This window comes from Shewanella sp. DW31 (assembly GCF_015767295.1).
GTDB lineage: Bacteria > Pseudomonadota > Gammaproteobacteria > Enterobacterales > Shewanellaceae > Shewanella > Shewanella oncorhynchi.
On the sequence record NZ_JADWMP020000015.1, the window covers coordinates 106,894 to 129,453 of the forward strand.

The 22,560-nt window shown below is 43.1% G+C and carries 18 protein-coding genes; 14 read left to right on the forward strand and 4 right to left on the reverse strand.

The window, feature by feature from the left end; genetic code table 11:
- Window position 1: 1 nt before the first annotated feature.
- The gene (locus GWI56_RS13735; RefSeq protein ID WP_198573198.1) at window positions 2–1,051 is read left to right on the forward strand and encodes a chemotaxis response regulator protein-glutamate methylesterase; all 1,050 of its coding nucleotides are present in this window, start codon (window positions 2–4) and stop codon (window positions 1,049–1,051) included.
- A gap of 108 nt (window positions 1,052–1,159) precedes the next feature.
- Here GWI56_RS13735 and GWI56_RS13740 read toward each other — a convergent pair whose 3' ends face one another.
- The gene (locus GWI56_RS13740) at window positions 1,160–2,794 is read right to left on the reverse strand and encodes a diguanylate cyclase (protein ID WP_198573199.1); all 1,635 of its coding nucleotides are present in this window, start codon (window positions 2,792–2,794) and stop codon (window positions 1,160–1,162) included.
- Between the two features lie 391 nt (window positions 2,795–3,185).
- Here GWI56_RS13740 and GWI56_RS13745 point away from each other — a divergent pair, with 391 nt between their 5' ends.
- From GWI56_RS13745 to GWI56_RS13760, 4 genes are all read left to right on the forward strand, one after another.
- On the forward strand, window positions 3,186–3,866 hold the full coding sequence (locus GWI56_RS13745; protein WP_198573200.1) for a class I SAM-dependent methyltransferase: 681 nt from the start codon (window positions 3,186–3,188) through the stop codon (window positions 3,864–3,866).
- A complete protein-coding gene (locus GWI56_RS13750; protein WP_198573201.1) occupies window positions 3,856–4,917 on the forward strand; it encodes an HNH endonuclease signature motif containing protein in 1,062 nt (353 codons plus the stop codon). Before GWI56_RS13745 ends, GWI56_RS13750 begins: the two co-directional genes overlap by 11 nt.
- 314 nt (window positions 4,918–5,231) lie before the next feature.
- Window positions 5,232–5,660: a hypothetical protein gene (locus tag GWI56_RS13755; RefSeq protein WP_198573202.1), complete on the forward strand. Its 429-nt coding sequence runs from the start codon at window positions 5,232–5,234 to the stop codon at window positions 5,658–5,660.
- A gap of 21 nt (window positions 5,661–5,681) precedes the next feature.
- Window positions 5,682–6,263: a hypothetical protein gene (locus tag GWI56_RS13760; protein WP_198573203.1), complete on the forward strand. Its 582-nt coding sequence runs from the start codon at window positions 5,682–5,684 to the stop codon at window positions 6,261–6,263.
- Between the two features lie 97 nt (window positions 6,264–6,360).
- Here GWI56_RS13760 and GWI56_RS13765 read toward each other — a convergent pair whose 3' ends face one another.
- Window positions 6,361–7,971, reverse strand: a complete 1,611-nt coding sequence (locus GWI56_RS13765) for an ABC-F family ATPase (RefSeq protein ID WP_198573204.1) — start codon at window positions 7,969–7,971, stop codon at window positions 6,361–6,363.
- A 675-nt stretch (window positions 7,972–8,646) separates the two neighbouring features.
- Here GWI56_RS13765 and GWI56_RS13770 point away from each other — a divergent pair.
- The 7 genes from GWI56_RS13770 (at window position 8,647) to GWI56_RS13800 (ending at window position 17,294) form a co-directional block, all read left to right on the forward strand.
- Window positions 8,647–9,255 (forward strand): VF530 family DNA-binding protein, encoded by a 609-nt coding sequence (locus GWI56_RS13770; RefSeq protein WP_198573205.1) that lies wholly within the window; start codon window positions 8,647–8,649, stop codon window positions 9,253–9,255.
- A gap of 1,488 nt (window positions 9,256–10,743) precedes the next feature.
- The gene (locus GWI56_RS13775; protein WP_105253121.1) at window positions 10,744–11,712 is read left to right on the forward strand and encodes a helix-turn-helix domain-containing protein; all 969 of its coding nucleotides are present in this window, start codon (window positions 10,744–10,746) and stop codon (window positions 11,710–11,712) included.
- Window positions 11,709–12,902 (forward strand): EAL domain-containing response regulator, encoded by a 1,194-nt coding sequence (locus GWI56_RS13780; RefSeq protein WP_198573206.1) that lies wholly within the window; start codon window positions 11,709–11,711, stop codon window positions 12,900–12,902. Before GWI56_RS13775 ends, GWI56_RS13780 begins: the two co-directional genes overlap by 4 nt.
- A gap of 3 nt (window positions 12,903–12,905) precedes the next feature.
- A complete protein-coding gene (locus tag GWI56_RS13785; RefSeq protein ID WP_198573207.1) occupies window positions 12,906–13,205 on the forward strand; it encodes a hypothetical protein in 300 nt (99 codons plus the stop codon).
- A complete protein-coding gene (locus GWI56_RS13790; protein WP_198573208.1) occupies window positions 13,195–15,099 on the forward strand; it encodes an ATP-binding protein in 1,905 nt (634 codons plus the stop codon). Before GWI56_RS13785 ends, GWI56_RS13790 begins: the two co-directional genes overlap by 11 nt.
- A gap of 187 nt (window positions 15,100–15,286) precedes the next feature.
- Window positions 15,287–16,321, forward strand: coding sequence for a sensor domain-containing diguanylate cyclase (locus tag GWI56_RS13795; RefSeq protein WP_198573209.1), 1,035 nt, complete (start codon window positions 15,287–15,289; stop codon window positions 16,319–16,321).
- A 184-nt stretch (window positions 16,322–16,505) separates the two neighbouring features.
- Window positions 16,506–17,294, forward strand: coding sequence for a CLCA_X family protein (locus GWI56_RS13800; protein ID WP_198573210.1), 789 nt, complete (start codon window positions 16,506–16,508; stop codon window positions 17,292–17,294).
- A 163-nt stretch (window positions 17,295–17,457) separates the two neighbouring features.
- Here the strand turns inward: GWI56_RS13800 and GWI56_RS13805 are convergent, their stop codons facing one another.
- Together GWI56_RS13805 and GWI56_RS13810 are read right to left on the reverse strand one after the other, a co-directional pair.
- On the reverse strand, window positions 17,458–18,393 hold the full coding sequence (locus GWI56_RS13805; RefSeq protein ID WP_198573211.1) for a hypothetical protein: 936 nt from the start codon (window positions 18,391–18,393) through the stop codon (window positions 17,458–17,460).
- 175 nt (window positions 18,394–18,568) lie between these two features.
- Window positions 18,569–20,656: a TonB-dependent siderophore receptor gene (locus tag GWI56_RS13810; RefSeq protein WP_198573219.1), complete on the reverse strand. Its 2,088-nt coding sequence runs from the start codon at window positions 20,654–20,656 to the stop codon at window positions 18,569–18,571.
- A 128-nt stretch (window positions 20,657–20,784) separates the two neighbouring features.
- Between GWI56_RS13810 and GWI56_RS13815 the strand changes: the two genes are divergently transcribed.
- Together GWI56_RS13815 and GWI56_RS13820 are read left to right on the forward strand one after the other, a co-directional pair.
- Window positions 20,785–21,954: a PepSY-associated TM helix domain-containing protein gene (locus GWI56_RS13815; RefSeq protein WP_198573212.1), complete on the forward strand. Its 1,170-nt coding sequence runs from the start codon at window positions 20,785–20,787 to the stop codon at window positions 21,952–21,954.
- A complete protein-coding gene (locus tag GWI56_RS13820) occupies window positions 21,954–22,430 on the forward strand; it encodes a hypothetical protein (protein WP_198573213.1) in 477 nt (158 codons plus the stop codon). The genes GWI56_RS13815 and GWI56_RS13820 overlap by 1 nt, the downstream gene beginning before the upstream one ends.
- The last annotated feature ends 130 nt before the right edge of the window (window positions 22,431–22,560 follow it).

A 22,560-nucleotide genomic window follows, 5' to 3' on the forward strand; every position in this document is an offset into this window, starting at 1 on the left:
TATGACGATCAAAGTGTTAGTTGTTGACGATTCTGCGCTGATGCGCAGCTTGCTCGGTAAAATGATTGAGGCTGACTCTGAACTGTCTCTGGTTGGGCTCGCTGCCGATGCCTATGAGGCCAAGGATCTGGTGAACCAATTTTGCCCCGATGTGATTACCTTAGACATTGAAATGCCCAAAGTAGACGGTTTAACATTTTTGGACCGCTTGATGAAAGCCAGACCCACTGCAGTAGTGATGATTTCATCGTTAACCGAGCAGGGCGCTGATGCGACATTTAACGCCTTGTCCTTAGGCGCGGTGGATTTTATCCCTAAACCGAAATTAGACTCGCCCCAAGGTATCCATGATTATCAGGATTTGATTTTAGATAAGATCAAATCTGCCGCGAAAGCTAAAATCATCAAGCCGCAGAAATTTGTTGAGCCAGTACGCCCTGTTTCAAGTAAGCGACCAGTATTGGCCAATACAACCCTGACACAGCATTTAGTCGCGATAGGCGCATCTACTGGCGGTACTGAAGCCATTCTTTATGTATTACAACATTTACCCGCGGCTATGCCGCCGATAGTGATCACCCAACATATGCCCGCGGGGTTTACCCGAACTTTTGCGGAACGTTTAAACCGACAGTCACGGATCACTGTCAAAGAAGCCGAGCATGGGGAACGACTCTTACCTAGTTATGCCTATGTTGCCCCTGGGGATCATCACCTTGAGATCATCAAAGTGGGTGGTAGTTATAAAGTCAAATTAACCCAAGATGAAAAGGTCAGTGGCCACAGACCTTCGGTCGATGTGATGTTTACGGCCTTGGCCCAATGTGCCGCGCCCAATATGAGCGCGATGATTTTAACTGGTATGGGCAAAGATGGCGCCGAAGGCATGGTGGCGCTACACCAAAAAGGCGTCACTACATTTGCCCAAGATGAACAAAGTTGTGTGGTATTTGGCATGCCACGAGAAGCAATAAAGTGCCGTGCAGTAGATTATGTGGTGGAGTTATCGCAGATGCCGAGCAAGCTCATTAACCATTTAAGCTCACTGTGACCGCCCACGCTGAGTGGGATTAAAAAGTAACGAATAGAGCGTGAGTCTCGCAGGAAGAGCATTACGCCGAACTGATTTGTGCGCTGCAGTGGCTCATTCTGTTTAGGGTTAGTCAGTCGGAGAAACCACGAGCTGATTTCTACCTAAACGCTTAGCTTCGTAAAGGTTTTTATCTGCCAGTAACAGGCAATCTTGAAATTCCTCACATTGATCCGAAAAGGCTAAACCGCCGCTGAGCGTCACCTTAAATTCGACGCCATCTTCAACAAATACGATATGGCTAAAGCTTTCACGGATCGCATTCAACTTGGCAATCGCCAGTGGTTTTTGCATATCTGGCAGCACTAACATAAATTCTTCACCACCGTAGCGGCCGGTAAAGTCAGTTTGACGTAAGGATTGTTGTAACAGGTGGGCAAATGCCAACAACACCTTATCACCACCGGAATGACCATAAGTATCGTTGACCTTTTTGAAGTGATCTAAATCGAACATGGCAATACAAACTTGAGAGTTAATCCGTTTCGCTACGTTAAAACAGCGTCTCGCAGCCACCAGAATTTGGGTATGGTTTAACAGCCCAGTTAAGCTGTCGCGACTAGCCGAACTGCGAATGTCATGACCCCGCTGAGCACGGGAAATCACCTGCGCGACGAATAAACTCGGCGCGGTTTGCTTTGAAATTAAGTCATCTGATCCCGCTTGTATGATGCTGACTTTATTCTGCATTGTATCGTCTGAGCTCAACACGAGAATTGGGCTCGAGGTGTATTTATCCAATTGGCGGATCATCTTTGCCAGCTCAAGCCCGTTCACTTCGGGCATGTACAAATCGAAGATAAACAAATCAGGCTCAAATTGCTCAAGGGCAGGCAAGACTTGCTCGGCACTGGACAACCCTTTTACCATCAAACCATGGCTGCGTAACAGGCTTGAAAAGTAATCCACCATAGATTGTTGATCATCCACCAGTAACACCTTAAGCGGCTGTTTCTCTGACATTTTGAGAGATTGATGGATTTTGCGCACCAATAAAGTGGTTTCCGCAGGTTTAACAAAATATTCGCTGACGTTGGCACGAATGGCCAATAGCCGCATGTCAAAATCCCCCCGCGAGGATAAAACAAACACTCGGGTATTGTTCTTCTCAAACTCAGTGGCGGCTTCGAACAAGGCCTCTTCAGTCCAATCGGGCAGAATTAAATCCAATAGAATCAGATCGAAGGGCGTTTCATTTTGCACCACCAAAAAGCTCGTGAAATTCAAAAAATGCTGCACACTAAAACCGAACTCTCGCAGCTGCTTTGTGATCATCGCACCGACATTACCATCGTCTTCTATGATGGCAATATGGTGCTCATGGCGCGCCTTTGACGGTTTATAGGGGCTTTGCTGCATTTGCGCCTCTACTACTGGCGCCGACGGTTGGCCACGCATATTGTTTTGTAACAACTGGTGGAAGAGGGTATCTAAGCCTTTGATAGTAGGAAGTTCGGGGGCTGGCGCATTGAGCAGCCCCTTAAGCAGCAACTCCAGTTTATCGACTATGTGTTTGGTATCTGACAACCCAAAGGTCTCGCTCGACCCTTTTAAGTTATGCACCTCTCGGTACACGGCAGACAGCATGTGAGCGTCCCAATTTTTACGCAATGAAATCCACAAGGTAATGATTTGTTTCTTTTTATCCGGCAGTGCATGTAAAAACTGTCGTTTAAGTTGCTCTAACGAATCTTCAAAACTCATAGGCAATAGATATCCTAAATAATTGAGCCCTAGGTCTTAATCTCTATATAGACGCTACGCCAAGACGTTAAAACCCGTTCACTCCCACACTGAAATGGAAACTGCTCTGGAGAAGCATGTAACAGATTCAATCAATTGCACTTATCTTTACACTCACTCATAGAGTGTAAACCACTGCGAAAAAAACGACGGGAAAATGCTGAGATTGCATAGGCATTGATAAGAATATTGGGGCGAATAGCCGAAATCAGCACAGTGATCGCGAGCTGCATAATGCTAAATATTTTATGCAAAACAGCATGATAATGATGACATGTATTTTTTATCAAATACGATTGTGATAAGTTAGCGTCTGTAAAAATAATCACTTGTTGCAAAAGGATCGTTGTCAGTGAGCACAGTGTTTTATAATGACCACGCCGAAATACTCGCGGCACAGTATTTGTCTAAAACCTTTGAAGAAGTGCATTCGAGTTGGTTGCATCATCTTTTGCCTCTACTCACCCAAAATACATTGTCGATATTGGATGTGGGAGCTGGTTCTGGGCGGGATGTGTATTATTTAGCCGAAAAAGCACAGAGCAAAAAGACACAAATTATTGCAGTCGAACCTGCGGTTGTTTTAGCGAAAATGGGGCAGGTGTTAACTCGGGATCTACCCGTGCGTTGGATTGAGGATGGTTTACCTCAGTTGCAAAAAGTGGTTGGCCTAGCGCAACAGTTTGATCTGATTTTACTCAGCGCTGTGTGGATGCATTTATCTTCCTCAGAGCGCCCACTTGCACTAGTAACACTCTCACGCTTACTCAATTCGACTGGACTTTTAGTCATCAGTTTGCGCCATGGCCCAAGCCCCGATGCGCGCGTTATGCACCCAGTCAGTGTCGATGAGCTGCTCACACTGGCTGCAGATTGTCAGCTACAACTTTTAGATTTGAGCCAAGATGAAACCGATAAACTCGGTCGCTCACAAGTGCATTGGCAGACGCTAGTTTTTACACCCAAACTGATGCCAAACGTAAATGCACCTGAAGCAAGCGTTATTATTCAGGAGCGACTGAATGCCGATTGATGCGAGAAGACAAGTTGAATTTATTAGCTATTTACAACGTCTGTTAGTTGAAGGGGATTTCGTTGCAACTTACAAATTTGCCTTACTGCATGCGATCGCCGATATCTGTATCGAACGGCCATTAATACTCAATGCCGATCCTGCGCTGAAAACCGCGATCAGTATTGATGATTTGGTAGAGAAGTTTATTGAACTTTACTGGCAACACTCTTTGCCTTTTGGTGCCAATGATGGGTATTTTGTCCTGATCCAAAATAGTGGAAAGCAATCAGCCTTGATCAACAGTTTGATTGAACTACGCCATCAAGGTGTTAACAGTCTATCCCAGTTAAAAGTGCATCTTAGTTATCCAGCTTTATTGCGTAAAACGCGCGGTACGTTTAAAGATGGCCCCTTATGGCGCTTACAAAACTTGTCACGTAATGAAGAATGTTTTCTTTATCCCCATGATAAAACGAAAAATTACATCGAGTTGAATCCGGGTATCGCATTTTGCTTCAGGCGATTTCACGATTTAGTGGTGTCATTGGCTCGTACTCAATGGGTACAAAAAATCGCCGAGTTTCCAGCAAATCAGGTCATTATAGGCAGTAAAGGCAATTTAAGTGAGTTTCTGTTTGGTAGCGACAGACAGACGATCACCCATGCTAGACCTGTACTGCTTGATATTCAAAAAGGCCAATGCTTCTATTGCCAAAAATCATTAAAAGAAACAGGCGAAGTGGATCATTTTATCCCTTGGGCACGATATCCTAATGATTTAGGCCATAATTTTGTCCTCGCACATAGCAGTTGTAATAATCAAAAACGCGATCATCTTGCCGCTCAGCACCATAAAGATAACTGGTATGAGCAAAATATTATCCAGCATGGCCAAACGTTACACTCTGAACTCAGTCGATATTTCGTCTGTGAGAGTGATCGCTCTGAAGCCATTACTACTTGGGCTTATCAGCTTGCAGGACAAAATCGCTCGCCTCTCTGGCTCGATAAAAAGACCTTTGTGCCTTTTAACGCATTAGACAATGACCTGTCAAATACTGCAATTTAGAGCATGCTCACAGCTTTATGGCACTTATTTTTAGCACTCGCCAAGGTAAGCAACTGTGCTGCAATTGAATGAGCAACGCTGCCAAGCTAAAGTAATCAATGAACTATTTACATGTTATCTTGGTGGCATTACATTTTATCTTCATTGATTTTGTTACCTGTTGATAGTAAAGGTTTAATTTCTGCCAAGGTAATTGATTTCAAAGAGAATAAGGAGTATTTGGTAGACATATATGGCGCACTCGTTCAGTGACAACAAGCAGATGAATGCACCATGGAATTTATTGATAATACATGTCTAGTTTTGGAGGTTAGATGATGAAATCGATTTTCTTACTGCCCATATCTGTGCTTGTGCTGATAGGTTGTACAACGCCTAAATCGCCGAGCGAAGTCTATGACGAGTACAATGCTAAGGTACAGCAGGGGATGAGTTATCAAGAGGACAAGGCTTACTATACCCAACGTAAGCAAGCGGATGTTGAGTCTAAGTTCCCACAGTATATGCAGCAGATGAAGCAGTCCCGCGATGAAGTGATCGCATCTTATCTTTCATTTTCAAAAGCGACTGCCAAGTGCAAAGCACTCACCTTAGTGTCGCAGGTGATAGAAGGGGATACGGCCGTTCTTGAATATGCACAAAAAGATCTCTGTGGTAATGCATCGGAGGCGAATGAAAAACAAAGAATTAGCATGATAAATGAAGGTGGTTGGAAAATTGATGAGCTCCAAATTAGTCTCTAAATCATTTGGAATGTCGTATCTATGACAGGATTTTATGAGTTTTTTAGCCTGCCAAACGGAGTTGAGGTTACTTGCCCCCATTGTACTGGCTGCGCCACTTTTACCTTTGCCCATGTTTTTCGTTTAGAGAAAAAAGATGTGCATTTATTTGAGGGTAGGCAGTTTGAGATCAAGCAGTTTAATCAAAGGTTTGCCCATAAATGGCCTGGTGTGCTGTTTTTCCCTCCGCTATTGGATGCTTCTTGGCGGGAAAAATTGCCAGAAAAATACCAAGGTACTTCGACTTGGGAACATAGGGCGAACAGTGCTTTTACAGATGGTACAGATCTTGGTCTTATTTGTTGTTATCAGTGTATGGCAAAACAGAAACATCGACTTGAATGGCCCAATGACGCATTTTATTCCCTTGAGTTTAAAGGTCATTCACTTTGGGCATTTAATAAACAGATGATGCTTCAGATCCGTGATTATATTCAGGCCAAAGATCGCAATGCGGTATTCGAGTCTGAGCCGATAGTCATTCGACATTTGCCGACAATTTTTAAACTGGCTAAAAATCGTGAGATATTGGTTAAAAAAATTAATAAGCTAATGAGTAACTAGTCAGATTTAGCCCAACAAAAAGTCGTCACAGGATAACCAATGACGACTTTTTTATGCGATAACGCTGGGTTAATCGACGTAAGTTAGCCGAATAACATTACGCGCTTTTTCTCGCTTCCATTTCAGCTTGGCTTGAAAGGTACTCATCGAAAGTGCCTTGGAAGTTAATCACTTTTTTATCTTTAATATCAATGATACGTGTTGCGAGTGACGATACAAACTCACGGTCATGACTGACGAATATCAAAGTGCCTTCAAAGTCTTTCAACGCATTATTGAGTGCTTCGATGGCTTCCATGTCCATGTGGTTAGTCGGTTCGTCCATGATTAGCACATTGATGTCTTGCATCATTAACTTACCGAATAACAAGCGGTTTTTCTCACCACCTGAACAGTTACGGGCTTTCTTGTTCGCGTCATCTTCGGTGAACAGCAGACGGCCTAACATGGCGCGTACCATAAGATCGTTGTGCTTAGGTTGGCGCCACTGTGACATCCAATCCATTAACGTGTAGTCATTATCAAATTCGTCACTGCTGTCTTGTGGACAGTAGCCGATTGATGCGTTTTCTGACCACTTGATCAAGCCTTTATTATGTTCTAAATCATTGACTAAGCAACGTAGGAAAGTGGTTTTACCCACGCCGTTTTCGCCGATAATCGCTAATTTTGCACCGGCTTCGAGGATTAAGTCGCCGCCTTCGAATAGCAGCTCACCATCAAACCCGTGGGCCAAATCTTCGAGGATCAGTGCTTGGCGATGCATTTTCTTGCCGGCATCGAAACGAATAGAAGGGTGAATACGGCTTGATGATTTCACTTCATCAAGCTTGATCTTGTCCATTTTTTTCGCGCGCGAGCTGGCTTGTTTTGCCTTAGATGCGTTGGCACCGAAGCGGTTGACGAAGTCTTGCAGTTCTTCGATTTCAGCACTTTTCTTGGCGTTGCCCGATAATAATTGTTCACGGATCAAAGACGATTGTGCAAGGAAGTATTCGTAGTTACCAGGGTAAATGCGCAGTTCGCCGTAATCGATATCGGCCATGTGGGTACATACGGCATTCAAGAAATGCCTATCATGGGAAATAATGATCATGGTGCATTTGCGTTTGTTCAACTCGGCTTCTAACCAGCTAATGGTATGTATGTCCAAGTTGTTGGTTGGTTCGTCGAGCAGCAAAATATCTGGGTTGGCAAATAGTGCTTGTGCCAACAGGACTCGTAGTTTCCAACCCGGTGCGACTTGTTGCATTAGGCCGTAATGGAAAGATTCTTCAATACCCGCTTCGAGCAGAATTTCACCGGCGCGGCTTTCGGCGCTGTAGCCATCCATTTCGGCAAATTCACTTTCAAGATCGCCAACGCGCATGCCATCTTCTTCGGTCATATTCGGATTGGCGTAGATTGCATCGCGTTCCTGTTTGACTTTCCACAGGGCAACATCCCCCATGATCACCGCATCGATCACACTGTATTGTTCAAACGCGAACTGATCTTGGCTTAGGGTACCGACTTTTAAGCCAGGCGTGATGGACACATTGCCAGAGGTTGGCACTAACGCTCCGCTGAGGATCTTCATAAAGGTCGATTTGCCACAGCCATTCGCGCCGATCAAACCATAGCGGTGACCGTTGCCAAATTTCGCTGAAATGTTTTCAAACAATGGCTCAGGGCCAAACTGCATCGTGATGTTCGCGGTAGAGATCAAAGGAGCTTTCCTAGGTATTTGCTAACGGGGATTGTGACAAACAAGCCTCAAAATGAAACATGCGCTTCACCCACTCTAAGCCAAAACATTAAAGTTGGGATAATAAGGTCGCGGAGTATACAGACTAAGGGCTAAAGATGCGAGCAAGGATGTGATGCGCAGCTATAAATCGAGCCGTTTCAGTTGCGTTTATTTTGAGGTTGACCCAAGGCATCAGCGGATCATAGGTAAAATTTAGAAACGGGTTTGAGCTTGATGCTGAGTTCATACCTGTTAGCGTGATATCGCGGATATGCAGATTAAAACTGTCAGCTGCGGCGTATTTTCTTTGCCCTAGAGCTGATACCAAACCTCGCTAGCGCAAATAAAAGAAGGCGTTTAGCTTATTTACCGTTATTATTCCCACAGTTTTGTCGAGCAGCAGATTTTACGGCTAATATTTAATGGCTCAGTTTGAAGGCTTTAGGTCCTTAAGATTTAAGATCTAAGCATCACGAGCAATAAGGCTTAATGCCCTATGCTATTGTCGTAACAACGTCAGTGGCTCATCACTTCATAACTTAAGTGATTTCTCTAATCGCGAATTTTAGTAGCGAATTGAGTCACTCGTTTAACAACTTAAAACCGTAAACTAATACAGTAAAATCAGCCAATAGGGCTGAACTTGGAATTCCCATGATTGAAGAGCAACAGAACAACCCATTACACGGCCTCAAACTCGAGACAATGATCACTGAGTTAGTCGATTTTTATGGCTGGAAAATTTTATACGCGGCATTAAAGCTAGGTTGCTTTAACACCAACCCGACCATTGAGGCCTGTATTATTTTCCTCAAGAAGACTGAGTGGGCACGGGAGAAAGTGGAAAACTTTTACCTGTATCGATTCAAGCGCATGCCTAAAGCCGTCGGTGAGCAGTTTGATCTTAAGCCACGCGAACGAGGTTTTGCCTCAGGTATCGCGCCGCGTAAACCGATGGAACTCACCATAGAATCTATCGCTAAAATGCAGGCACAAGCCAGCGCCGAGTACGAAGCGGGTAATAAACGTCCCAACTCTGGTTATGGCTCAGGTAAGAGCTTTGGTAATGGTTCAGGTAAAAGCTCAGGCAAAAAACCTACGGGTGGACGTGGCACCGGCTCTGGATATGGTTCATCGAATAGCCACTCACAGCGCCGCAGCGAACTCCGAAACGAGCCAAGAAACGATTCAAGAATGGCTGAGCGTTCCGGACCAAGCCCATCGACGGATGACAACGATCCGTGGGGCACTAAACGCGGCTAATCTCATGCCTATCGAATTGTGTGGGCATGGTTTTTCGCAGGCGTTAGTTTTACATTCGTTATTTACAGTGACTAGCCTCAGCTTGCTATTTTCGTACCCGTAAAAAATTAGCTCTGGTATGAGTTAGCTTTTGTAAGAGTCGTTTTGAAGTCATGGCTCTGGTTGTATGATAGAACATCTGATTTATCGCCTGATTTAAAGAGAAGAGGTTAGCTGTTGAATACAGCTAACCTCTTTTTTATGATTAACTATTCACTTTATTGCATTAATGTGAGAAAAATCTCGGGGATTATAGTTTTAGATTTGCATATCATGTGCATAATCAGTTAATTCATCAATTTGCAATCAGATGGTGCCGGTTGCTCATGTTTACGACCAATACCTGCGCTTTTTCTAACACCTGTGTTTTATACTTTGTGCCTTTTGTTCATCTTAGTCTGCTAAATGTCCAGAGTTAACGTCAAGGTGTTTGACGATACAGCTCCAAGGTAACCATTTAACTGTTTGATTATCATTGGGTAAGTAGTTTTAGCCGTCTTGCTCCACCAGCATTCTCTGTTGCCAAACGCCGCTGCCGTCATTCAGCGCCAAGGGATATGTCAATCACTACTATATGCGAACTGCGGTTAGGCTTAGTGGCTGGTATTCGTTTGTGTCTAATGCGGGATAACTTAAGTTTGCCTGACATAGCTGAAAAACTGATAATGAGCCCAACCACCTCAAAAGGTGTTTGGCCGAGATAGATTTAAACTTTGGCCAACTTGTCGATACTTGCTGATGAGACCCGTTTAATCAGAGCACTGTATTACTTGGCTACACCTGCGCAAGATGCTCACAGCTTCAGCGACGCCAGTGATGATAGGCGTTCCTTTAAACGCTGGGCTGGCCAATTACCCACTTATTTTCGCAGCTGGCTTGCTTAAGCCATAAGCCATAAGCCATAAGCCATTAAAAACTATCCTAGTAATATCTCTAAGCTGATACTGTCGCGGTTTGCCTATTCCAAACGTGAATAACCATGCGGAAAAACGTAGAACAGTGAGAAAAATCCCGAAGTTATATCCCATATTTTGAATATTTAACGCATAAATAATCAATTCAGCGTTTTGTGGCCATTGCTGGTGAATCTTATATTTTATGCGGTTTTATAGGGGGTTCTGTTGATTGCGGTTTTATCGATGATGCAATGATTTAACCGAACGAATAACTAGACACTTTTTTCCATCGCTTTTTTGACTGTGCCATGGTCTCAGATAAACAATGGCATTTATACTCGTTTTCCTATTGCAAAAAACGTGGTGAATAAAAGGCTGAGATGGAGGAACTGAGTGATGAGTGACGAAAAAATCACTGGACTTTATTTCATCGAGAAACTTCAACGCATTTGGATTACTTTTACATTTAGACATCCAGAGCCAGTAGATGACATCGACCATAAGACGTATATGGAGCTGCTAGATAAAATAAAAAATTCAGATGGAACGCGATATGATTTGTACACCTATCTCCTATCAAAGCAAAACAAGTGCACAGACATTCTCCAATTTCTTAAAACACACCCGCAGTGAGAATAATTTATCTCAAGAAGATTTATGTAGTCTGCTCAGGCAAAAAAGCTGCCTGTTCGATATGCTAGACTCCATCACTATTAGCCGTTGGGAGCGGGGAGTTAACATTCCATCCCTAGCTAAACAGTCTGAAATCGTTGAAATATTTGGCTCTGAACTGTTTGATATTTATCGGGAGGACAAAAAATTCATCAACGAAGGTTTAGCGTTAATTAACCTTTTTGAATCGACCATAGAACGCAGCGATCATCCGTACTACCGTAATACTCCTTATCGTGTCGAGTTTATCGAAAGCCACCATCAAAACTTTATGACCCTGCTGCAACTTAGTTTGGTTTATGAAAGTAACCCGCGTTTATCCTTTGTGAGCCGTAAGTTGTCTCAACCTTTTTTCCGTGGACTCTCATTGGTGGTGGCTTTTAGCTTTGGGGATCAAATCATTGGACACAGTCTATTCTGCCGCACTCAAGGCAAAATTGCCCTCGAATTTATGAATGATGAGGTGGACTTGTTTGAGGTCATTAACCATAACAGTCAAGCTTTGCCAGATACCTTAATGGTGTTCTCCTCCTTTGGTGTAACGCCTTATATTGAAAATTATATGATGTCTGTTTATCTCAATGAATTGGCCACGAGTCGCTCACTTAAGTTTTTGAGTTTTAATATCTGTGATGAGTCACTAAAACGAAAATTGACGCAATTTAAGTTGCCCATATTTAAAGTAAGAACGATAGAAGGCGGCTTCAAACCAGTCAAAAACTATTCGTTTTTCTCCAGTCGCACAGAAGTCATGGCGAATCGTAATTTACTCAAGCTTTCTGTTATCCCTACATCCAAATCCCAGACGATCGATCCCATTTTCTTTATGCAGTTAGAGACCAATATATGAATATTCTCATCATAGATGATCAACGCTTTATTAGAGAAACCATGAAAGCTGATATCCATAAGTACTTAGCAGAGGACAATGTGGAGATCTATGAAGCCAGTAATGGTAATCAAGGAATTGAACTGATCTTAGCTGTAGAAGCAAAACTTGATTTAGTCATTTTAGATTTAAAAATGGATCAAGGTGACGGTATTGCGGTAATTAATATGTTGGCCTCCGAGCCCCGATTTACTGCCATTCCGATTGCGGTGATAAGCTCCTCGGATAAACGGACTTTAGAACTGGTGGATAGCATTATCACGGGTTTGAAACTCAACTTGCTTGGCGTATTTGCTAAACCTATCAATGTGAATGACATTTTAACGCCATTGCTAGACGCCTCCGACGATAGAAACCGTGCCCATCAAGATGAGTCTATCGTGCAAGACATGGTGGCGAATATCAATGTGCGGCAATTGCTCAAAAATGAACAATTAATTTTGTGTTATCAGCCTAAGATTAACCTTAAAACAAAGGCGATCATCGGTTTTGAAGTGCTTTCGCGGCTTTGCGATCAATCCAATGGCTATATTTATCCCGACGTTTTTTTGCCACTGGTGAATCAGCAGGGGCTAAATAGCTTGTTTTCGCGGATGGTTATTTCCCAAGCATTGCAATGTTGGTCGCGCCAACCGTTATTAATGGCGTTTGCCTTGTCGATTAACATTACCGCAGATGATTTGACCTGTGATGAACTCATTGAGTACATCATCGAATGTGGTCGTGAGTATAAACAAATCCATTTGATTTTAGAGCTCACCGAATCACAGGAAATCATTAACCAAGATAGAGTACTTAACTCAATTGCACGGCTGATCATCAATAATATTGATATTTCCCTCGATGATTTCGGTAAAAGTTATTCTACCTATGATCGTCTTGATGCCATTCCCTTTAAAGAGATCAAAATTGATAAAAGTTTTGTCTCCGATATGGATATCAATCACCAACATTATCTCATCGTAGAGTCCACCATCGCGCTTGCGCAGAAAATGCACGTAAAGGTGGTTGCAGAAGGCGTTGAGACAAGTGCAATAGAGTTAATTCTCTCTGAGTTGGGGTGTGATGTTGCCCAAGGTTATTTGTACAGTCCCCCGATTGAAGGTCGTTATCTTATTGATTGGATTGCTCAATATAATAGGAGTGCCTAATGTATGAATGCTAATACTGAGTTACCCAAGGCCTTATCTGTATTCTTTGAGCAATACAGCCAAGAACAGCAATCACGACTGCGATTGACACTGATTGCTGAATTACAGCGAATGCGACTTGAGCTAGAACAATATGAGTCCTATGACAGTATTGAAGGGCTGAAACATCAATTTACGGGTATTGCGCGCTACTTGCAGCTTAAAGATATGCTGTCTGTCATGGATGTTTGCGAGCGAGAGCAGTTTGAATATCAGTTATGCAGCTTGCTAAAGGCCGTAATGGATTACACTAATGAGCTTTAAATATAGCGCTTGTATCAATATGTTCAGTGGCTTATGGGTCACTCTGTTGGTGCTGTGGTTAACCTTGTCCCACTCACGTTATGAATTTGACTCCATTTACAATAAAAAAGCAGAAGCGGTTTTTACTTCTTCACGGGATATGTTCTTACAACATGAAATTATGTTGGATGCGCTAAAATCGTTTTTTTATGCTTCGAGTGAGGTAACGTCACAGGAATTTGAGATTTTTGCAAAGGACTTACTGAAGATCAAATCTGCTGTCGCTTTTACACTGACCCCCGAACTTGAACTGGCCTATATCTCTGATCAGACAATGGCGCCAGAACTTAAGCCACTTAAATTAGTCAAGAATAGTAAAGGGGAACTTCAGGCTAGCCTTGCCGATTACACGTTAGCGGTTGTTAATATCGATGGGCCTAATATGCTTTATTTAGTCTATGCCATTTCTCATCAGCGGATATTAGCGCGGATTGAGCAGGAGCAAGGTGTATGTATTAGCTATCAATTTGAACAATCGTTATTGCAAAGTTCATCCTGTAACCATGAGTTTTCCACAGGCATATTTTCAATGTTTAGCTACTCAGATAGCCGAACTTTGGATATTCCTGGATACCAAACCCGTGTGAATTTACGCATAGAATATCAAGTGCCACAAAAAGAGGTTGTCGAGCTAATCGTGATTATCTTACTGATTGCTTCTCTTGGTATTACTCTGTCTTTTCTTTTGTACTTTAAGTCTAAAAATCAGCATATTGTAGAGCAGATTAAGCTCGATAATCGATCTAGATTAGCAGTACTTTCCAGCATAAATCATGAGATCCGCACTCCTATCAATGCCATTCTTGGCTACAGTCGCATGTTAAAAAAAGCGCGTTCACAACCGCAAAAACTGGACGAAATTATCGATAAAATGACCTGGTCAGCTAACTTACTTTACTCGGTTGCCGAAAATACTTTGAATTACAGTAAGGCTGAAGCTGGGCAGTTAAAATTGAATCGGCATTTAGTCAATTTACACGAATATCTGAGCAATATTGAGGATTACTATCGTGCTTTTAGTGCGACATCGGGTAAACGTTTAAAGGTTGTAGTGAATGAGTCTCTGCCGAAGTTTATCGAGCTCGATGGGACTAAGTTATTCCAACTCATGACGAACATTATCAATAATGCCTTTAAATACAGTACGGGTAGCGAAGTGCATTGTTATATGGACTTACGCGTTAAACGTAACCATAAAGACCATAGTCCTATGCTTAGGGTACTGATCCGCGATTTTGGTGAGGGAATGTCAAAGGAAGCACAGCGTGCTTTAGTTGATCCCTTTATGCACGCATCCAACTCATATACAACAACATCGGGCATGGGATTAGGACTCTATACTTGTAATCGATTGCTTGAGCAAATTGGCGGTAAGTTTATGTTGCGCAGTCAAAAGGGCAAAGGCACCACAGTGCTGTTACATTTTCCCTGCCAACTTACCGAGGTGAAAGAACGATTAACGATTCAATATGATCAACAAAAAGTGTTAATCATAGATGATAATCTGTTTAACCTTGAGATTTGCAAAGCCATGCTAGAGCACTATCATTTTCAAACCTTCAGTGTTGATAACGCCGCGCAAGCACTTAAGATGTTGATTCACTCATTGCCACATATTGTTATTGTGGATTACCGTTTACAAGATATGAATGGCTTGCAACTTATCAAACAGATGCAACAAACATTACAAAACCTTGCCAGTGATACCCAGCTTGAGCATCACTGTCGCTTCTTTTTGCTTTCAGCTAATGATAGCGATGATATTCCTGAGTTAGCATTATTCCCTGAGGTACATTTCATGCAGAAACCTTTTAGTGCTGAAATATTTCTCAGTAAATTGGCCGTAAAATCGTAAATTATCAAAGTATTGGATCTGATTTTTAAAGCTTATTTGCCGAATGTGTGGGATTTACATCGCGGTAGAGCCAATCCCGTTGCGGTAATATGGGGGTAAAGACAAAGACGCTGTGATTAGTGTAGAACGCTGCTAATCTAAACATGTCGGAGATCTTCTCTAAAAGCGTCATTGCTAGGAATAATCGATGGAAAAAGAATCTCTTGAGTCTGTTTACCCCTTTTTAACCGAAGCCTTACGGCTAAGCGAGAATGGCCTCGCTGTTTTGGACAAGCACAATCATTTTATCTTTTATAACCATACCTTTGCGAAAATGTTTGGTTTTGTTGATCAAGACATGGCTGGCCGGCATTTTGACGACATGATGCACTTTGCCTTTACCCATAAGCAAGGGCCTAAAATTGATCATGAAACCATAGAGGAATGGCTTGAACTTATTCATGCGAATCAACGTAAATCAGCTTTTCGACGTTTTGAAGTGGATCTGGTCGACGGTAGCTGGTTGCAACTTTCTGAGCAGGTTTATCACAATGGCGATATGGTCATTGTTTGCACCGATATTACCCAGTTAAAACAGGTCGAATTTGCCCTAAGGAATGCGCAGACTGAGTTGAATCGACTCGCACTCACCGATGAATTAACCGGTATTGCCAATCGACGGCATTTTTTCCAGCAGTTAGAGCATGAAATCAAACGCTTGAGTCGTCTACAGTTACCTTTGTGCCTGGTCATGATGGATATCGATTATTTTAAACTCGTTAATGATCGCTATGGGCATCAAGTGGGTGACAAGATATTGCAGCATTTTACCCAATTTATCAGTGCTCGCACGCGCCCATACGATATCTTTGGTCGCTTCGGCGGTGAAGAATTTGCGCTATTACTGCCAGAAACGTCGGTCGATGTCGCGCAGAAAATTGTGACGCGTATGATGTTAGCGCTTGCGAATGAAGATATTTCAGCGATAGTCGCCGATTTTCACTATCAATTTTCGGCAGGAGTGAGTGCGTTAACACCTGTAATTACTCATCATGCCATCGAAGAAAACAGCGGTATTTTAGCGCTTCAGTCTGTGCCTTCATCGATTGAAATAGGGAGTCAGTGCCGTTCAGATGCTGAAAAGCTGGTGGCCGAGGCCGATAAAGCTTTGTATCACGCTAAGACTACGGGGCGAAATCGTGTCGTGGTTTGGGATGATGTGATATTAACGGCTAAAGCTTAGCTAACCCAATGGTTGACGAAATCTAAGCATCGCGATCTAAACCGAGAGAAAACCAAGAGTAAGCGCTGCTTGGCTCCTATTCTTAACTTGATATTGTACTTAATGCAGCGTTTTGTTCCTCTGTCTTTTAACCTTAAATAGCCAGCTTAATGTGTCTCTCACTGCATAGGGTTCAAGGTAAGTCGTGTTAATTAATCAGCAATATAACCGCCATGGACCCGATTATCGATTTGGTGAACAAATCACTTTTCTTGATATTAAACAAACCTTTGGTTTTAGCCATGTGCGTGTGGGCCGCTGGGTGACGCGGGATGAATCGCGGATTGCTGCGGATTTAGTATTTGATTCGCTCGCCGATCTGGCCTTTATCTTAAAATTGCCACCTTTAACTTTAGGGCTGCGGGAAACCGTCAGCCTGGCCTTTGGTCATGGCGGCCAAAAGGGCGTTCAGGCCCATTATGCTCCCGCGACCCGAGAGTTGGCATTGGCTAAAAATGCAGGTGCTGGTGCTTTAGCCCATGAGTTTTGGCATGCGTTTGACCATTATATTGCCGCTAAATCATTCAAACCTACTAATAAGCGGTTTCAGTGTGCGAGCGATCTTTGGCTATCCGATCTGCCCATCATAGATCATCCATTAAATGTTCGATTATCTGAGATCTTCAAAGTGACATTGTTGAGTGGACAGGGTGATGAGCCCCATGATTATGTTCGCCGAGCGATTGCATTAGATAAAAAACATGGGATGCAGTACTTCTCTCGGCCAACGGAGATGATGGCGCGAGCATTTGAAGCCTGTATTGAATCCTATACTGATATTTCGAATCCGTATTTAGTGTCGGGAACCCGTTTTTCAGCAATGGCAAAGGAGGGGGCTTATCCCGATGAGGCCCACAGACAAGTGATTTTTCAGGCGCTGATCAATTACTTTGAACCGCTGGGGATCGCATTGGGTAAAAATCCCCTTAACTAGGGGGGGGTGACGTTTTGAGTCATGCATTTAAACAGAGGTTGGTTTAGCGTCGCTAGAGGGCAAGGTAAAACGACATTCGCCTTAGGTATTTTGAATGTGTTTTGAATGCGAATGGCAGTGGACAGGGGGGAGGGTCACGAGCCGTTTGAAGACTGATTGCCAATCACAAGCTCGCGTGCTTAGTCGACAACGTTTGCCAACAATAGGCCAAACTATGGCGAATCGCATCAAGATATTGAGATGCCTGAGTATCCATTAAATACCAATAGCTGGGTTTTGATTCTGGCATGTGGTTGAAAAATAAAGCTTCAGTATTGATGAGCTGGCTAGGATGAGCAAATTGCTGCCAAATGTTGATGGGTGTATGCGCCAGTGTGATTAGCCATTCAAGTTGCATCTGCCGCGTGGCTGGATTTAGTGCATCTGCGATTAATGAGCTCGATTCCTGTAAACGCTCAAGCAAATCAAAGGGATTATATGCGTTTATCCTAGGTGCGACTTGGCATGGTTGCATTTGGTTTATTGCGGATAGGCGAGGTGAAAATACGGACGCTAAGCTAAATTCAGGCCAGTCGAGCGATGGTATCAAAGCCTGGGCAATCCGTCGTTCGCCTAACCAATTATGCACCATGCAAGGTAAGTGATCGTCAGGCGGTAAATCATTGGGTCTTGCTAAACTCGGAAACAGCGACATACGCTGCACTTGCACATGCTGAGACAACTGCTGCATCAACACGATTGTGGTTAACCCAGATGAAGGCCAGCAGCCAAGCTGAGGCGTTAATTCAATCGCAACTTGCGTTAAGGCTTGGGTAAGCAGACCACTTTGTGGATGACCTTGTACCACAAAGGCATATTTTGATTCAGCAAAACCACCGTTGGCGATATTTACTATCTGATTATTTACATTGCTGTTTTCAGCCCATTGAGTACCGTTAAAAATAAATGTCGTACCTGTGGTCGCAGGCTGCCAATCGCCGGAAGCATTACCAATAATGGTCACTTGCTCAAAGGCAAGGGTGTCCACTAGAGCTTGCAGATCTAATTTAGCATGTGGCATCTGCAAATGTTGATGCATGTGGGTGTGAGACTTAGGCATAGGCGGAACATCTGTTTTACGAACTCAAAATGGACTTCATTGTAATGGATTACCCCCCTGAGCCCAAAGGGTTAATCCATTGAAGTTTACCGGATGCTGTTTTAATACAGGATAGTTTAGCTTTAGGTATACCGCGCATAAAAGTGATGCGCGGTATTTGCGATTAACAATTAGACTAAAAATTATAGCTCAGGCTAAGTTCGACATTTCGCGGTTCGCCGAAGAAACCTTGATTGTAGAAATCGATACTAGAGTAGTACTTTTCATCAAACAAGTTTCGAATATTCAAACGGACAATCGCATCATCAGTGAGTTGATAACTTGCCATAAGATTGGTAAGGAAATAACTGGCTTGTTCAGAGCTTTCGCCGTTAGGCCCCGCGTTTTCTACATAAATCTTGCTCTGCCAGCTTAAGTTGCCACCTAATGTGAGATCTTCTAGAGCGCCATCAAAGTGATAGAGCGAAGATAATCGTACTAAGTTTTTAGGCAAATGTGTGCCAAAGGCCGAACCATCGGCTTTTTCAGATTCACTGTAGGTGTAACTGAAGTACAGATCCCAATCCTCTGTGGGTCTACCCGTTAGTTCCATTTCAAAACCACGGTTACTGGTGCCATCCACAGCGCGCATTGGAAAGCTACCATCAGGAAGTGGGTCTTTAATGTTAGGATCTTTTTCCGCCACATTTTCCTTTTGAACTTTAAACACTGCAACACTGGCGGTGAGTTTTTCGTCGAAAAAATCGGCTTTACTGCCAAGTTCAATATTATTGCCAGTTGTCGGGTCTAAGCGTTTGTTATTAGCATCTTTGGCATCTTGAGGCTGAAAAATCTCAGTGTAACTGGTATAAATCGACACACTGTTACTGATATCGTAAATCAATCCTGCATACGGCGTAATGACATCATTGTGCTCATAACCTGGATCGACTTTATATTGGCTGATACGGCTACCTAACAGCAGTGTGATCTGATCGTGCAGATTGAGTTGGGTAGCAATATAGGCACCTTTTTGGATCTCTTCAGTCTCTTCATTGGTGGGAATCGATGGATAATTTGGCTCTGCAATCGAGCCATCCCACTCAAAGAAATTGCCTACGCTTAAAACATCTGTGGTGTAGAAAGAGTCGGCGCTAATATCTTGTTTTGAATAGAGTAGGCCGGTTGTTAGTTTATGTTCTCGACCCAATAGTTCGAATGGCCCTGAAGCAAATATTCGCGCCGCATCTTGCTTACGGGTTGATTGGTAAATCATAGGCAATGCACTCATCCCCAAACCTGTGGTTTTATCTGGGGAGCCATATAAATATAGCAAGTGTCCATCCATCTTATCCTCACGATGTTCTATGTCGAGTTTGAGTTCCCAGTTATTATCAAAGTTGTGTTCTAAAGTAGAAAAAACGTTCGCACCATGGCGTTTCCAACTAGACCAAGATGCTGCAGTGGTAGTCGAACGGGGAAGGTCACTCGCTAAACTGCCGTCGGCATAAAACAGTGGCAGCGCTCCCCAAGTGGAGCCTTTAGGATCGCGGTCACTATAGTCCGCGCCCAAAGTGAATAATGTGCTATCACTTAATCTTGCAGTAACGACGCCATAAATTTGCAGATTTTCATCTTCGGCTAGATCGGTAAAACTATCTGATTTTTCATAGGCGGCGGCAAAACGTGCTTGGACATCGGCATCTTCTGTTATGTCAACTGAACTATCACCTTCTACACGATAACTGTCCCATGAACCTACTTTTGCACTGAGGTAACCTCCTGGTGAAGATTTTGGACGTTTACGAATGAGGTTGATGGCGGCCGAGGGTTCTCCTGCACCCGTTAATAATCCGGTTGCACCACGAACCACTTCTACTCGATCGAAGATAACCGTATCGGTCGAAGCATCATTGAAGAAACTAGAATAGTTAACGGGCACACCATCAAATTGGAAGTTAGTGATTGGATTACCACGGGCGCTGAAAAAGTAGCGGTTAGTTTCTGCTTTCTGTGCAGAAATACCCGGTGTTAAAAACATTAAGTCAGCAACATTGTTAAGAGAAAAACTCTGAATAAATTCTTGATCTATAATCGTCACTGACTGCGGCGTTTCTCTCAGTGTTAAGGGTAAGCCCGTTGCTGTAGCAGCTTTATCTAAACGACTACCTTTAATACTGATCACTTCGATATTGGCGTCTGCGTCTGATTGAGTTTCGTCGGCGTAGGAACTCGGCGCTAACAATAGGCTCGAAATGAGCGCTGCTAACAAGGTTTTATCCATCATGATTCCCCATCATAGTATTTTGTGACCGGCATTCTAATTGAAAACAATTCCCAGCACATCGTATTGATAACAATTTGCATTACCTTTACACTCGCGAAATTCGATAAGTGTTAGGAAAGTCACAAATGGCGAAGATCAGTAACCGATTCTGGTTTATGTTGCATGGTTGGGTGTCGCTCCCAATTTGGTTGTTATTTTGTTTTATCTGCTTGACGGGGACGATTGCGGTACTGAGTCATGAGATCACTTGGTTAACGAATCCTGCATCGAGGGCGTTGAACCCTAATGATTTACCCGTAAAACCGGTTAGTGAATTGATGACGATTGTTGAGGAAGCCTACCCAAGTGCGGCAGTCTCTGGTGCTATGACCTTAGAACCTTATATGGTCAATGTGATTATGTTCAGTGACGCTGATAAACCCTATGCCATGGCCTATGTCAATCAATACACTGGTGAGATCCAACAGATTAATGAAGGCATGACATTTGCCGGTTTTATCAGATCTTTGCATGCTTGGTTATTATTTCCTTGGCAAAGCGGTTACAGCTTGGGTTATTACCTTGTCTGTTCGATGGCGCTGTTTATGCTCGCGTCTTTAGTGACGGGACTCATTGTTTATAAACGTTTTTGGCGAAGTTTTTTTGCTCCGAAATTGCGTGTGAGTCAAGGTAAAAAGACACTATTGGCCGATTTGCATAAATTGTCTGGTGTGTGGTCTATTTGGTTTATCGCGATTATGGCCGTTACCGGATTATGGTATTTAGTCCAAGCCATTTTTTGGCATGCAGATATTGATATCGAGCCACATGCGCCATTGGTTGCTGCTGAGCAATTGCCCTTTATCCAAAAGGGTGATGTGAATCCCACAGATCCAAGCGTGTCATTTGCACAAGCCTTAACATTAGCGCAAACGCACTTTCCAGACTTTCAACCAAGCTATGTGATGAAACCCGAGCATAATCGTGACATGTATCATCTGAGCGGTAGTGGCGAGCACATTTTTTACGATCAGTATTCTTACAACCTTAGCATTAACCCTTGGACGGGGGAGATTGCAAGAGCGACATCACCCGAGACGATGACAGGGATACAAACACTAATGCATATCGCAGATCCTTTGCATTACGGTACCTTAGGTGGTATCTGGACAAAAATCATTTGGTTTATTTTTGGGATGATCCTATCGGGTATGTCAATCACGGGGTTTATGATGTGGGGACTGCGTAATGTGCGTGCAATTAAAAAAATGGAATCCCCCAGTACTGTGGCAGATAGGTTAGAGGAGGTACGTTAATGGCTTTCATTCATTCAACTTTTTGGCAAAAAAATAAATATAAACTGAGTGGGTTTATTCTATTGTTCCCTCTATTGTTTTTGTATCAGTCGCTAACACCTACATTTCCACCGGCCTGGCAGGCTCAAGAGTTAGGTGAATTTAAAATAGCCCCTTTACCCTTAGATCTAAAAGCACCCTATGTGCATCATGATGACTATGTGAAAGATTTCATGTTGGTTTTTGAAAAAGGTGAGGTAGGCAATATACGCCAAGGCTATGCCAATATTGGAACGCAGGCTTTGCCAATAGCAGATTTACAGCGCAGTGAGAATGGTATTTTGCACGGTAATAAGCATGGCCAACACGTACACGCCATCGCAACTAAGACGCTAACTTCCGCAGATAGTCTGTGGATATCGATAGAGAATTGGCAAGGTGAGTGGCAAGTGGCAAAGTGGCCTCTGCCTGCCGAGCTAATAGTACAGACACACTGATGAGATAAAAACTAAACACTAATGGCGATCCTATGGAGTAATAATCTCAGGGTCGCTTTTAGTGGCGTAGATTAAGAATGATTAACCGAATACGGGTAAAGAATAACCTTTTTCACCGTAAACGCTCACT

What these genes read in the sequence shown, in the direction of transcription:
- GWI56_RS13790 (WP_198573208.1), top strand. Translation starts at nt 13,195, where the DNA reads ATGAGCTTTAAATATAGCGCTTGTATCAATATGTTCAGTGGCTTATGG.
- GWI56_RS13740 (WP_198573199.1), bottom strand. Translation starts at nt 2,794, where the DNA reads ATGAGTTTTGAAGATTCGTTAGAGCAACTTAAACGACAGTTTTTACAT.
- GWI56_RS13755 (WP_198573202.1), top strand. Translation starts at nt 5,232, where the DNA reads ATGATGAAATCGATTTTCTTACTGCCCATATCTGTGCTTGTGCTGATA.
- GWI56_RS13735 (WP_198573198.1), top strand. Translation starts at nt 2, where the DNA reads ATGACGATCAAAGTGTTAGTTGTTGACGATTCTGCGCTGATGCGCAGC.
- GWI56_RS13750 (WP_198573201.1), top strand. Translation starts at nt 3,856, where the DNA reads ATGCCGATTGATGCGAGAAGACAAGTTGAATTTATTAGCTATTTACAA.
- GWI56_RS13820 (WP_198573213.1), top strand. Translation starts at nt 21,954, where the DNA reads ATGGCTTTCATTCATTCAACTTTTTGGCAAAAAAATAAATATAAACTG.
- GWI56_RS13770 (WP_198573205.1), top strand. Translation starts at nt 8,647, where the DNA reads ATGATTGAAGAGCAACAGAACAACCCATTACACGGCCTCAAACTCGAG.
- GWI56_RS13760 (WP_198573203.1), top strand. Translation starts at nt 5,682, where the DNA reads ATGACAGGATTTTATGAGTTTTTTAGCCTGCCAAACGGAGTTGAGGTT.
- GWI56_RS13775 (WP_105253121.1), top strand. Translation starts at nt 10,744, where the DNA reads ATGATTTGTACACCTATCTCCTATCAAAGCAAAACAAGTGCACAGACA.
- GWI56_RS13795 (WP_198573209.1), top strand. Translation starts at nt 15,287, where the DNA reads ATGGAAAAAGAATCTCTTGAGTCTGTTTACCCCTTTTTAACCGAAGCC.
- GWI56_RS13805 (WP_198573211.1), bottom strand. Translation starts at nt 18,393, where the DNA reads ATGCCTAAGTCTCACACCCACATGCATCAACATTTGCAGATGCCACAT.
- GWI56_RS13785 (WP_198573207.1), top strand. Translation starts at nt 12,906, where the DNA reads ATGAATGCTAATACTGAGTTACCCAAGGCCTTATCTGTATTCTTTGAG.
- GWI56_RS13780 (WP_198573206.1), top strand. Translation starts at nt 11,709, where the DNA reads ATGAATATTCTCATCATAGATGATCAACGCTTTATTAGAGAAACCATG.
- GWI56_RS13815 (WP_198573212.1), top strand. Translation starts at nt 20,785, where the DNA reads ATGGCGAAGATCAGTAACCGATTCTGGTTTATGTTGCATGGTTGGGTG.
- GWI56_RS13810 (WP_198573219.1), bottom strand. Translation starts at nt 20,656, where the DNA reads ATGGATAAAACCTTGTTAGCAGCGCTCATTTCGAGCCTATTGTTAGCG.